Source organism: Hymenobacter terrenus (genome assembly GCF_000972495.1).
Classification (GTDB): Bacteria; Bacteroidota; Bacteroidia; order Cytophagales; family Hymenobacteraceae; genus Hymenobacter; species Hymenobacter terrenus.
Genome location: NZ_LATM01000001.1, coordinates 1,016,312 through 1,029,637, shown reverse-complemented (window position 1 = coordinate 1,029,637; position 13,326 = coordinate 1,016,312). Strand labels below are relative to the sequence as shown.

Genomic DNA, 13,326 nt, shown 5'->3' with positions numbered 1-13,326 from the left:
TTAAACCGCAGGTTCGGCCATCGGGTTCACGGCGGCGGGGCGCGAAATAGCCAGCAGGCACAGGTACACCAGGGCGCCGTTCAGCAGCAGGATTTCGAAGCCGAATTTGTAGCCATTCAGCCACTCTACCGAGTGCGTTACGATGAGCAGGGTGAGGCCCACGGCCGCCACGCAGGTGGGCAGCACCAGCCGGTCGCGCAGCTGGCGCCCGGTGAGAATACCGAAGGCAAACAACCCCAGCAGTGGCCCATAGGTGAAGCCTGCGGCCTTATACACGGCATCAATCAGGCTCTGCTCGTTGAGGATACGGAAGATGAGAATGATGACAATCAGGACCACCGACCAGCCCAGGTGGGTGAGCTGCCGGAGCTGGGCCTGGCGCGCCTCGGGGTACTTCTTGATATCCAGAAAGTCGACGCAAAACGACGTGGTAAGCGCTGTGAGGGCCGAATCGGCGGAAGCGTAGGTGACGGCGATGATGCCCAGGATAAAGATGATGCCTGCCGAAAGCGAGAACTGCGTGGTGGCCAGGTAGGGGAAAACCTTGTCGGTATCGAGGGTGCCTTTCAGGTTCAGCAGCTGCGGCAGCTGCTCCAGGTGCAGGCCCCGGGCGGCGGCATACTTATAGAGCAACACGCCGAGAGTCAGAAACAGAATATTGACGCTGACAATGACGGGCGTGAACCAGAACAGATTTTTCTGGGCCTCGCCGAGGCTGCGGCAGCTCAGGTTTTTCTGCATCAAATCCTGGTCGAGCCCGGTCATGACGATGGTGATGAACATGCCCGAGGCGAACTGTTTCCAGAAGAACTTATCATCCCGAAAATCCGAGAAATACACTTGCGACATCGGGCTTTCGTGCACCGAGCTGATGAGCTGCTTGAAGGAAAAATTCAGTGCATCCGACATGAAGTAGATACTCAGCCCCACGCAGCTCAGCATGGCCAGTGTCTGGAAAGTATCGGTCCAGAGAATGGTTTTCAGGCCGCCCTTGAACGTGTAGAGGTAAATGAATAAGATGCTGACTACCACCGTCACGGCAAACGGTACGCCCATGGCATCAAAAACCGCCAGCTGCAACACCCCTGCCACCAGGTACAGCCGCAAGGCCGAGCCCAGCGACCGGGAAATCAGAAAAAACAAGGCCCCCGTCTTGTAGCTCCAGTAGCCGAACCGCTGCTCCAGATATGAGTAGATGGATACCAGCTGCAGCCGGTAGTAAAGTGGCAGCAGCACGGTGCCAATCACCACGTAGCCAGCCACAAATCCCAGCGCCACCGCCAGGTAGCTCCAACTCTTGCCATACACGTTGCCCGGTACCGAAATGAATGTGACGCCCGACAGCGAGGTGCCAATCATGGCGAAGGCCACCATGTACCACGGCGCGTTGCGGTTGGCTACGAAGAAGCTTTCGCTCGTGGCTCCCCGAGAGGTGAGGATGGCAATGATGATGAGAACCGCGAAGTAGCCCGCAACCAGGCTTAGTACTAACGTTGGCGACATTCGGGAATTCTGAATGGTAAAAGTGGAGGGTTGGGGTTAGCCCGGAAGCAACGCTAGCAGGTAAACCATTGCTATTTGCGTTTTCCGAGGGATTGACAGGTTGAAAATAACGCCAAAGCTACCTAGCAACGCGGCATTCCTCATTCAACTTTCAGTATTCAAAACGCAACATCTGTTCCGGCTTGCGCCGAACCAGGCCAGCGCTTCTTTGCTATGGTATGGAAAGCCCCTTGCGGTATGCCGTCGTTTGCAAAGGGTAGCCCGCGCGGATAGAGCCATAAGGTTGGCGCCCCCTCGGGATGGGCATATCAACTATTTTGCGTGATACCAGGGACCACCCATAAGGCCGTAGGGTTGGCAGATAACCAGCCGATGCGCCTCAGGTTCGCACATTAGCAAATACGGAGCCTGATGACGTCGTTGAGCCGAACAAAATCGTCATTGACATAAATAAATGAGGCGTTGAGCCCGGTTCAAACGGACCATCTGGTGGTGGGTAAGGCAGACAGCTACCCTTGTGAAAATTTAGTTACTAATTATCGATTGTTTCACTGTATGTGAAGCTCTTTACTATCGGACTCCGGTCCTTTTTAACCCTCGCGGCCTTGGCGTCCTTTACCAGGCCAGAGCAGGCCGCCGCCCAAGGCTGGAACTGGGCAGTAGTACCGACCGGTACTGGTTCGATAACGCCCACTGGAACAGGGGAGGGGAAATCCCGCATTGAAGCTACAGCTGTTGATGGAGCCGGTAACGTGGTCGTGGTCGGCTTTTTCGGGGGAACGATGCTAACCTGTGGCTCTTTCACGCTGACTAACTCCGACCCGAGTGGGGCAACGGACGACTTATTCGTGGCTCGATTAAGCCCGACGGGTACCTGGCTCCAGGCCACGCAGGCGGGCAGCATTGGGGATGAGCAGCCCACCGCTTTGGCCTTGGATGCGGCGGGTACGGCTGTGGTGGCTGGGAACTTCAGGGGCGCTACGGTTGCCTTTGGTACCAATGCGCTCACGAACTCCGGCCCGACGGGCAATGCCGACCTGTTTGTGGCGCGACTGAGCGCGGCCGGCACCTGGACCCAGGCCGTGGCGGCTAGTAGCCCGAGTGGGAAGGAGATTCGGGCTCTAGCCGTCGATGCTGGCGGCACGGCCGTTGTGGTCGGCGATTTTGCCATTGGTGCCATCACGTTTGGCCCTACCACGCTCAATAATACCGGCACCGGCGGGGAGCGGGACCTGTTTGTGGCACGGCTGAGCCCCGCCGGCACCTGGACCCAAGCCGTGCGCGCCGGCGGGCCGGAAGGGGAGTCGGCCCGCGCCGTAGCTCTGCAGGCCGATGGCACGGCCGTGGTGGCGGGAAGCTTTTCCAGCGCCTCGGGTTCGACGGCGGCCACGTTTGGTACGTTTGTGTTGACCCCGCAGGGTAACCAGTCCAACCTGTATGTGGCGCGGCTGAACGCGGCAGGCACCTGGACCCAGGCCGTGGCGGCCGGGGGAGCCGGTGCTACGTTTGCGGCTCGCGCCGTAGCCGTAGATGCGGCCGGCAATGTGGTCGTGACGGGCGACGCTTTTGATAGAACTAGCACCAACGTCTTCCTCACTTTTGGTGCGGGCCTAAGCCTGCCATTTACTGGTAACAGCGGCTTTGTAGTGGCACGGCTCAGTGCCGCTGGCACCTGGATCCAAGCGGTGGGTGGGGGGCTGCTGAGCGGCAGTGCCAGCGGTACCTGCGGGTCATTGGTGCAGGATGCCAGCGGTAATGTAGTAGTGTCGGGTCTGGGCAGGGATGGCTTGCAGCTTGGGTCGCTCGTGCTGACTTCCACGGCCATCCGGGCGGTGTACGTAGCCCGGCTGAACCCGGCGGGTACCTGGACTCAAGTAACGGCGGCAGGTGGAGACGGCGTTTATGGATCAGGCGGGCTGGGCGTGGACGCGGCCGGTAACGCCACGGTAGCCGGCCGTTTCGAAGGAGTGGCTCCCGAGGTGGCCGTCTTCGGTAGCTTCACGTTTGCCCCCGCCCGAACAACTAATGCTTTCGTGGCCCAATTGGGCGCCTTGCCCCTCGCGTCGAAGGGTGCCGCCGCCGCGGAGCCAGTTATTATTGCGCCGAACCCGGCACGTGGCTTCGCTCAACTGCGTTTGCCTGCCGCCCCCACGGCCCGTACCGTGTTGCTGCTCGACGCCGTGGGCCGCCAGGTGCATAGCCAGGCGCTGCCCGCCCGCACCAGCAGCGCCACGCTGGACCTAACCGGCTTGGCCGCCGGCTTATACTAAGTGCGCTGTGAGCGGGCTGCCGGCCGATTGGTAGTAGAATAGATAGCTCGAGTCCGGCATCGCAAGCGGTATCAGGCGCGAATCAAAGGGGGTTGGAAAGAAATGCCATAAAAGATACTCTTAGGCGTTGAAACATATTCATCAGTACGGGTAGAATATGTTTCACCCCTTGAAACATATTCTACCCGTACTGATGAATATGTTTCAAGCTTGATTAATAGGATGTGGGCTTGTACAATGTGTTTTCCAATTGCTCAGCTCTTCGTAACGCTAATTGCCAGGCAAACTTAGGAGTCGCCTCATGACGCACGTATGAATCGGGCTCTTTCTGCACGACAGCTCGACAAACGTTTAACCTATTCCCGAACGAAACATAAGTTACAAAAAAGGCCCCTGGCACTGCCAGGGGCCTTTTTTATAGACAATTGCTAGAGGTTATCGAATCTGGACGCGACGAGCGAACTGTTGCCCGTCGGCGGTCTGGCAGCGGACCAGGTACATGCCCGCGGCCAGGGGCAGGGCCAGCGTGCGCTGGTTGGTCGCGGTGCCGCTGAGCAGCCACTGGGTCTGGGCGCTGGTGCGGCCGACGGCATCCATCACCTGCACGGTAGCCAGGCCGGCCACCTGGGGCAACTGCAGCGTGAGCGTGCTGCCGCTGGCCAGTGGGTTGGGGAAGGCCTGCAGGGCGGGGGAATCGCTCTGGGTCCGGGTCGCCGTCAGCGTCGGGTTCGCATCGACCCGCACGTTGGTCAGGTAGAGATTATTGCCAAACTGATTGAAGGCCACAAAGCGCAGGTAGACTTGCTGATTGACGTAGGACGTCAAATCCACGTCTTCCTGCCGCCACTGCGTCGCGGCGGAGGGAATAAATACTTGGTCGCTTACGGGGGCAGTAGTAGGGAGGCCCGTGGTCGCGGACTTCAAATAAGCGCGCCCCAGGCGGACATTGGTGCAGGCGGCAAACACCTCCACCGCCAGCGAGTCATTCGCGTTTACGGCATCATCAATAGGAGCGTATGCCAAGTCGAAGCGCAGCGTGGCCCGGGTCTGGCCCCGCAAATCCAGCAGCGGCGAGAGCAATGAGTCGCGCTGATTGACCCTGTCATAAGGGCCGAAGGGCAATGACATGGCTGGTCCGGGCGTGCCGTCTTTGCGCACCACACTGGGCGTGTAGGTCCAGGTAGTCCTATTATCGGGATTGAAGATGGCCCAGGTGGCGGGTAGACTGGTCGCGAACGTTTCGGCATAGGGAATTGCTTCCCCGGCCTGGATAATGATATTCTGCGTCTGGGTGGTCGCGCCGTTGGCATTGGTGGCCGTCAGCGTCACGGCATAGGTGCCCGCGGCGGCAAAGGTGACCGTCGGGTTGGCGTCGGTGCTGGTGGCCGGGGAGCCCCCGGCAAACGTCCAGGCATATGTTGCGCAGCGGGAGGCCGTGGATCGGTTGGTAAATGAGACGACCGTTCCCGGGCACAAGGGCGTGCGGGGTCGGAAGGTGAAACCGGCTTGGGGCACTTCGCTTGTCACCACTACGGCCCCCGTAACGGTGCGGGTCGCGTTGCCAGTTGCTGTCGTAATGGTGAGTGTGACGTCGTAGCTGCCAGCTGTGGGGTAGGTGACAGCCGGGCTGGCGTCGGTGCTGGTGGCGGGGCTGCCGCCGGGAAAGCTCCAGCTGTAGGCGGTCGGCGCGCCAAAGAGCGTCGTGCTTTCGAACTGCACCGTTGAGCCCGGGCAGATGGGGTTTGCGGGCGCGGCCGAAGAGGAGAACAACGCCACGGGTGCCTGGCCGGCCACGGGGCCGGTTACCGTCACATCGTCAAAAGCCCGTCCACCTCGCTGCACGGGGTTCGCCGCATCCACCCGGGAACTGCCGGTGCGTTGAAACCGGATGCGCACGTCAGAGCCGAGGGTAAGACCGTTTGCTAGCGCGAACGCGCTCAGGTCGACGGTAGCAGTCTGGTAACTAGTCGTCGACGTGGTACCAGTTAGGTCCACTAATCGATACCACGTAATACCGTCGACACTCAGTGCCACTCCATCAGTGTTACTAGTGCCCGTGAAGGTAGTGGGCATGGCTTGGTCAACTTCGTTGGCGAATTTCTTGTGCCGGAAAGTCAGGGTCCACCCGCCGGTTGGGGTCGCCGCCAGGTTCAGGCGAAGCGTGGCCTCACTTGTGCCGCTGCCGACCATTAGGTAAGGAAAGAAGCCATCCTGAATGAGCTGGCCGGAAGCCGAGGCCGGGCCAAAGTCGCTGCGTACCAGGGAACGGCCGCTGTTGCGGTCGGTGATTTCCCAGGCCCGGGCCAGGGCGGGGGGGCCGTCAAACGTCTCAATCAGCGGCCCGGCTACTGGCGCGGCCGACCCGAAGATGGCCCGGTAGGCATTAATCAGGCCGGCTCCGGTCAGGTTATCGAAGCCGGGAGTACTCAGGTCCTGAGCGGTATTTTGCAAGCGGGTCTTGATCTGGGCCGGGGTCAGGCTGGGCTCGGCTTGCCACAGCAGCGCTGCAACGGCGGCAGCGTTGGGGGCGGCGGCGGAAGTACCAAAGAACAGATACCCATCCTGCGGGTCGGGCAAGGCATTTCCCGTGAAAAAAGTGTTGCTCACCCCATCAATGGCCGTTAGGTCCGGCTTGGGGCGGGTGGTAGGGGCCGCCAGCGGGGTGCCATCGGGCCCAAAGAGGATGGTGGGCGAGCCGAGCGCAGTGAAGCTCTCTGGAACGAGCCGGTCGAAGGAGGGCGTGGCAGCCACCGCCGTGGCATTAACCGCGGCCGAATGGCCTACAATGGTCCCGCTGCCCACGAAATACTCCTGTGGCAGGACATCAGGTAGCAGGTATTTCACCCGGGCCGGATCGGCGGTACCTGGCCGGCGTCGGATCACCAGATCAAAAAGCTCCGTGTTTGTTGAGTTCACAAAGCCGAAGAATTCGACTGGGGTCTGATTCAGCAGGTTATTGTTGGTGACCCGGGCAATAGTATCACCAGTAGCTGTCTCCAAAATATACGCATCCAGATCGGTCCGCACCCCTGCGGTAGTATAAAAAGGGTCGCTCCACTGGATCACAACTCTGAAAAGTTGCCCCTTAGGAATGCTATAACGCTGACGCGTGTCGGTAGCGCTGCCTGTAGGCGCAAAATTAAGTTCAGCGGCGCCGCCAGTAGTGGGTGCAAACGTAGGATTGAGATACTCCGACGATTTATTGGCAAAATTACCAGCGGCGGAATAATACGCAACGCCTTGTTTGGTGACTGCTTCCACCGCCTGGGCAATTACCCCATCCTGAAACATCGGCTCCGTGAGGATGAAAGCGTCATCTACGATGACTTTACAGTTGCCTTGGGCAGGATTCGCCAAGGCAAGAATATTATTGGCAAATCCGCCTTCTCCTCCTCCAAAAGCCGTGGCGAAAGCCAGATCGGCTCCTGGTGCGATGTCATGAATCAGCTGTAGCATAGCCCGGCCTTCATCAGAACCAGTCGTTAAATCCTGGATGACCTGCAGACCGGTGGGCAAATCCCCCGAGGCGACATCTGCCGGGGCACCACCTCTGGCATTATAGGAGTCACTAAGTACGCCGATGCGCACTCCCTGGCCGTCGTAGCCTGTCGGCCGGGCCCCCCGTACCCGGTTCGCCTCCAGTCCAAAGTCCGCTTGGTTCTGGACCTTTCCGACATTAGTTTCGGGCCGTAATACGGATACGACCCCGAGTAACCCGCGCTGGTCCAGGGCGCTAACGCCGGTTCCAGGAGCTAGCTCCGCGAGGGGCAGGTAGCCCTCCACGAAGTGTAGTTTCGGAAACGAGCTGACCACTTGGAAGCCGCGCGCCTTCAACTGGGGCAGCAGCGCGTTCACATCCTTAGCTGTAATGCGGACCAGAACTGCCGTCGAGCTAGCGCTTCGTTGGGCCGTACCCTTAGTTTGGGGGGCACCAATGGTCAGCCCCGCGAATTCTCGCTGGAGCTGCTGGCCCGCGGGCACCTTGCGGGCACGCTGGTAGAGTTGCTGCAAGTCGCCGCTGATGCGTGATTTAGGATCAGACCGGAAGTTTGGGTTGGGTACTGGCCGCGAATCGGCGGCTTTACGCGCCGGCTGCTGAAATTCCGGCGGGCCACTTTGGGCCTGCGTGGAAACGGCGCTCAGTAACGCCAGCCCCAGGAAATAAAGTTGTCTCATTGAAAAAAAAAGAAGTGTTAGAAAAGGGTGAAAAAAGGGTTGAAAAAGATGGAAGTGAAAAGACCGGTAGAATAGTCTAAAGGCGTGCTGCTAGTAGAGCAGACTGGAGTAGCGCTGGTAATTAGGTTTTTAATATTTAAGTACTTATTAATTTACTGGTGTAGGTGAACCCGCGGAACGGTTAATCGCCCCCTTTATTGCTGGCATTACAGCCCTGGATAAATTTTATAGGAAAACGATGCAACGACGCTGGTGCAGTTGAGACAGGATTGGAAAAGTACCCGGTTTGTGCCAGGGACAAGAAAATGTGTGAATAGTTGCGATAGAAAAGACCGTCGGAAAGCAAGGAGAAGGCAATTAACTGTTTGGAGCCAATTGATTCCGTCCTCCAAAGCGGCTCGATTAAAATACCTAAGTAGAAGGATGGCAACTGGTTTGTTAGCTGGAGAGCCTTCTTGATCCAATACTTTCGAATTCAGGAGATAGTCATGCTGGTTGTTGCTTTCTTTCGGAATCTTGGTAGTATAGAGTTCGTGGTTGGCTGAGGTGACCAAGGAGAGATGCGCCGTTGGATGACCAGCATCCGGCTAGGTGCGAGCATCAGGCCGTTGGCCTGGCAGCACAGGAAAAGGGAACGCAAGGGGGAGACATGCGCTAGACCGACGGGGAGCCAACCACTGCTCCCGCAAGAGACACGCCTCGAGTGCAAAAGGCTTCTTCACCAATAGTTGCTTTTGGTGTGCGGTCCCCTCTTGATTGAGCTAATCCGAGCAAAAAAGCCTTGTAGGCAGGAACACCAAGACCGTTTCATTTGATGGCTGCGGTGCGGAAGTAATTGAGGCAACTGACAGCTACCACGCCATACTGGCTGCTTAAAAACTTACTCCCACTCGTGCCAGCGCAATATTTCGCCTACTGCGGGGGCATGCAATTCGCCACGCAGCATGCCACTAGCGGCCACTTCGCGGAGCTGGCGCAAGGGTTCTGACGCCGGCTCGTCCGACAAGTCGAATGTGCCGTGGTGCATGGGCACCACGTGGCCGGCTCGCAGCACGTTGGCCGCTTTAGCGGCTTCGTGTGGGTTTACATGGCTTTGGGCCATCATGTAAGCGGGTTTGTAGGCGCCGATGGGCATTAAGGCAATGTCGATGGGGCCGAACCGCTGCTCGATGGTTTCGAAATGGTCGCCGTAGGCTGTGTCGCCGGCGAAGTAGATGAGTGTGTTGGTTTGCCGCGCCCGGATGAGGAAGCTGCCCCAGAGGATTTCGTTCAGGTCGGCTAGGCCACGGCGGTGCCAGTGGGCGGCGGGCAGGTAGGTTATTTCCAGCGGTGCATTGGGGCCCAAATTGTACTGCTGCCACCAGCCAGCTTCCTGCACGGCCAGGGTGGGCACCATGCTGCGCAACAGTTTCCCCATCCGCAACGACGAGAGTACCTGCATTTGCGGGTTTTGTCGGGCCAGCAACTGAATAGATTTTTCGTCCGCATGGTCGCGGTGCCCGTGTGAGAGCAGCAGGTAGTCGATGCTCCGCATGGCCTCGGGCGGGCAGGGGAGGGGATGGCGGCGGCGCAGCCCTAAGGAGCTGAATAGGACTGGGTCAAATAGCAGCGATACCCCTCCCACGCGCAGCAGAAAGCAGGCGTGTCCCAGCCACACCAGCATGTCTTCCGTCGCCGAAAATGCCGCCGTGCAATCCACTAGCTCGGGCGTCCAGGTGTCGTGCTTTTTTTCCTCCTTCTGCGGATTGGTGGAAAGCTGCCATTTCAGCACCGTCGCGAAGCGGGGCTCGAACAATTCTTCGCCGTTGGCAAACTGGTTGCCAAAGAGCTTATTGCCGGGGTAGCCGGGCCGTACGGTGGGCAGCGCTTCGTTGCGGAGATAAGAAATACGGTTTGCCATGCGTGCCCAGCGGTTAGAAAGAATGCCTCCGGACGCAGCCAGAATTTCCAGCGCGTCCTGTCGTCAAAATTACTCCTGCATCGCCTCGCAACCGGTTTCATGCTTAGGGGCACTTGGCTATTACCGAGCTTCTTCCTGCTAAACATGAGACTACAGTAACTCTGCAAAAGCATTATTCTTTCTATAAATCGAATTTTACTGCGAATATTATATAACAGTCAAAATTATGTTATTAAATTTTTAAAAATGAGCAATATCACTGAGATTAAACGACTAAATTGCTGTGGGCAGCATGGTTGCCCACGTCCTTTCTTCCACATCAATTCCTACCCCTTATGCGTCATTTGCTGATTTTTGCCACTACCGGGCTGTTATCGTTAGCCGCCTGCCAATCCGACCCCCCCGTTGTGTCCCCTACAACGACCACCATCGAGGCTGACGCCACTGGCTCGCTCGGCCTTGTGGGCGACGCCGCCGATGTGAGTCGCACTACCGCCGGCGGTACCGTGCTCATGGGCGGTAGTACCGACGTCGATGCTGCATTTCAGTGGATGATAACCAAAGCCGGGGGCGGCGACTTCCTCATCCTGCGCGCCACGGGCACCGATGCCTACAACGCCTACGTGTACGGCCTGGGCAACGTCAACTCTTGCGAAACGTTGCTGATCAACTCCCGCACCCTGGCCAACGACCCGCAGGTGGAAGCCAAAATCCGGGGCGCTGAGGCCGTGTTCATTGCCGGCGGCGACCAGGCCAAATATGTCAATTTCTGGAAGGACACCAAGGTTGAAGACGCGCTCAACTACGTGCGCAACACCAAGCGCTGCCCCATCGGCGGTACCTCGGCTGGCAACGCCATCATGGGCCGCTACTACTACAGCGCCCTCAACGAAACCATCACCAGCGCCGCTGCGCTCGATAATCCCTACGACCCCAACATCACCATCGGTGTCAACGACTTTCTCGACAATCCTTACCTGGCCAACACCATTACCGACGACCATTTCAATAATCCCGACCGGCGTGGGCGCCTCGTCACATTTCTGGCCCGCATGAGCAAAGACAAGGGCATCGTGCCGCGTGGCGTCGGCCTCGACGAAGTCACCGCCGTCTGCATCGATGCCAACGGAGCCAGCCAGGTGTTTGGCTCCGGAACGGCTTTTTTCCTCCAGCAAAACGGCGGCAGCAACACGCCGGAGCGGTGCGTTGCGCGCGCCTCGCTCGATTGGTACCGCGGCCGGCAGGCCGTGAAAGTGTACAAGGTGGTCGGAACGGCTACCGGCACCAACACCTTCAACTTCAACAACTGGACCGGTACCGGCGGCAGTTCGCAGTACTACTATGTCGACCGTGCGGCACTCGGTGTTTCGTATTGAGTTTGCACGTGGGGAATAGTTTCCGCTTAACCGACAACTAAAGCGGTGCAGGAAGTCGACGGTCACGCCGAACCCGTTCCTAACTCGGTCTAGCTCGTCCCTAACTCGATTTAGCCTCCTTCTAACTCAGTTTGGTTTGTCTCTAACTCGATCTAGCTTCACCTACAACTCTGTCCAGCGTCATCTGCTGCTCGTTTGGCTTCTCGCTCCCCCGGAAGGGACCCACTTTATTCAGCGTACGGCCAATGGTTACCCGGTTCGTGATGCTTCGACCAACTCAGCATAGCCTTCTTAGTACGGAGCAAGCCTGACGCAAGTGGTCAACCATAAAATAGCTGGTGAAATACTTGCTTTTGCTCAAGCCCTTAGCTCTTGCGGATTTCGTCCTTCAGGTGTTCAATCAGCTGTACAAACTCTGGCTTGGCCTGGATGCCGGGCTGCCAGGCCAAGCCCATTTCGGCGAGATTATACTGGTGATTTTTGGTGATGGTAGCCCCGGTGATGCACTGCCCGGCCGCGTCGCGCTCGGGCCCGAGCAGCCAGAGCGTGTCCGAGAGGGCAGTGGTGGTGGCCAAGTCGTGCGAGACGATAACGACCGTATTCAGCTCGTTTGAGGTGGTTACTTCAATGATGATTTTTTTCACCTCGTCAATCATTGCAATGTCGAGTCCGGAAAAGGGCTCGTCCAGAATGATGAGGTGCTCGGAGCAGAGCAGCTGCTGGGCAATGGCCGCCCGCTGACGCTGCCCGCCCGAAAGCTGAGCTGGGTATTTCCGGCGGTGCTGGGCCAAATCGAAGCGGGCGAGGAAATCTTCCACTTTGACCTTTGCTTCGGTGAGCGCGTGTTTGCGCTGGGCGGCCACTAGTAGGTTGTCGAGCAGCGTGCGGTGGTTGAAAAGCGGGTAGCGCTGCTGCACGAAGCCGACATCGCCGGGGCACACGGGGCGCTGAGGATTAGCCACCTGCACGGTGCCGGTGGTAGGCGGCAGCAGCCCCGCAATGATGCGGCACAGCACCGACTTGCCAATGCCCGAGCGACCATAAAACCCCACCACCTGGCCTTGGTTCACCCCCGGCCGCACCACGTCGAGCACATCGAGGCTGATGTCGCGCAGCACCACTTCGCCGCCAAACTGCATCGAAATATCCCGCAGCGTCAGAATCGGCTCCTTGTAAGAATGGTCCGCCATTATTTCGCCGTACTGAGTTCGGAGTAAGGAAAAAACAGTCGGCGTAAAAACGCGAAAAGATAGTCCTGCGCCGCGCCCGTGGCCAGAATCACGAGTTGAATGGCCACTACCCCCGCCAGGTGCAGGTAGCGGTTTTGCTTATAGAGCAGCAGGCCGATGCCGCCTTCGGACTGGTAAAGGGTCTCAACCAGGGTAATCATGGTCCAGATGATGGCGAAGTTCTGGCGTACGACTTCGAGCATCTCATCGAGCTTGCCCAGTACCACCACTTCGTAAAAGCTGCGCCACTCGCTCATGCCCAGGGTGCGAGCATGGTCCATCTCCTCCTGCGTAGTGGTCAGAATCGCACTCGTCATGCCCGTCACCAGATACACCGTGGCTCCAAACACGAGCACCGAGAGCTTGACCTGATGGCCCGAGCTGAGCAGCAGGGCCATGAAAAACGTGAGGCCGGTCAGGGTCAGGTAGCGCATCTTCGAGGCCGCGTAGGCAATGGGCCGGAAGAAGGGCAACGCTGTCAGGTACGAGATGCCCAGCGCCAGCACCGTAGCAATTCCCAGCGCGCCAAGGGCCGTGGTCAGGCTGGCCCACAGTTCCTGAATCAGGCCCTGCGTGGTCACGAGGTCTTTGAAGGAAGTACCAACCTCGCCCAACGTTGGGAATAGCTGCAGTGGGTAAAACAGCCACAGCAGTAGCAGGAAGAGCACCTGGCATCCCACCATCGTGAGGAACACCGAGGGCCGCGGCTTGGCGTTGGGAACGAATAGGTCTTTCAGCATGGCGCGCAAGGTTTCGCGAAGTTTAAAAGGTGAGTTTCGCGAAGTGTTGGATGGAAGTTGAATAGCCCTCCGAGTAAAAGGCAAGTTTCGCCAAGCCAGGCAGCCATTCCGTATTTGGTAAGACCTCTGTTT

At 58.4% G+C, this 13,326-nt stretch carries 7 protein-coding genes; 2 read left to right on the top strand and 5 right to left on the bottom strand.

Features of this window, described 5'->3' with window-relative positions:
- On the bottom strand, positions 1–1,503 hold the full coding sequence (locus tag WX88_RS04330) for a sodium:solute symporter (protein ID WP_046242953.1): 1,503 nt from the start codon (positions 1,501–1,503) through the stop codon (positions 1–3).
- Positions 1,504–2,108: 605 nt separating this feature from the next.
- On the opposite strand from WX88_RS04330, the gene WX88_RS04325 reads away from it, so the two are divergent.
- On the top strand, positions 2,109–3,773 hold the full coding sequence (locus WX88_RS04325) for a T9SS type A sorting domain-containing protein (RefSeq protein ID WP_156175935.1): 1,665 nt from the start codon (positions 2,109–2,111) through the stop codon (positions 3,771–3,773).
- 435 nt (positions 3,774–4,208) lie between these two features.
- Here the strand turns inward: WX88_RS04325 and WX88_RS27205 are convergent, their stop codons facing one another.
- Together WX88_RS27205 and WX88_RS04315 are read right to left on the bottom strand one after the other, a co-directional pair.
- Entirely contained in the window at positions 4,209–7,949 is a 3,741-nt protein-coding gene (locus WX88_RS27205) for a PKD domain-containing protein (RefSeq protein WP_052732316.1), read from the bottom strand.
- Positions 7,950–8,829: 880 nt separating this feature from the next.
- Positions 8,830–9,849 carry an MBL fold metallo-hydrolase gene (locus tag WX88_RS04315; protein WP_046242951.1) on the bottom strand — a complete coding sequence of 340 codons (1,020 nt, stop codon included), beginning with the start codon at positions 9,847–9,849 and terminating at the stop codon, positions 8,830–8,832.
- 407 nt (positions 9,850–10,256) lie between these two features.
- On the opposite strand from WX88_RS04315, the gene WX88_RS04310 reads away from it, so the two are divergent.
- Entirely contained in the window at positions 10,257–11,225 is a 969-nt protein-coding gene (locus WX88_RS04310; protein ID WP_231590625.1) for a cyanophycinase, read from the top strand.
- Positions 11,226–11,590: 365 nt separating this feature from the next.
- Here WX88_RS04310 and WX88_RS04305 read toward each other — a convergent pair whose 3' ends face one another.
- Entirely contained in the window at positions 11,591–12,415 is an 825-nt protein-coding gene (locus WX88_RS04305; protein ID WP_046242949.1) for an ATP-binding cassette domain-containing protein, read from the bottom strand.
- Positions 12,415–13,194, bottom strand: coding sequence for an ABC transporter permease (locus WX88_RS04300; RefSeq protein ID WP_046242948.1), 780 nt, complete (start codon positions 13,192–13,194; stop codon positions 12,415–12,417). Before WX88_RS04300 ends, WX88_RS04305 begins: the two co-directional genes overlap by 1 nt.
- Positions 13,195–13,326 lie beyond the last annotated feature (132 nt).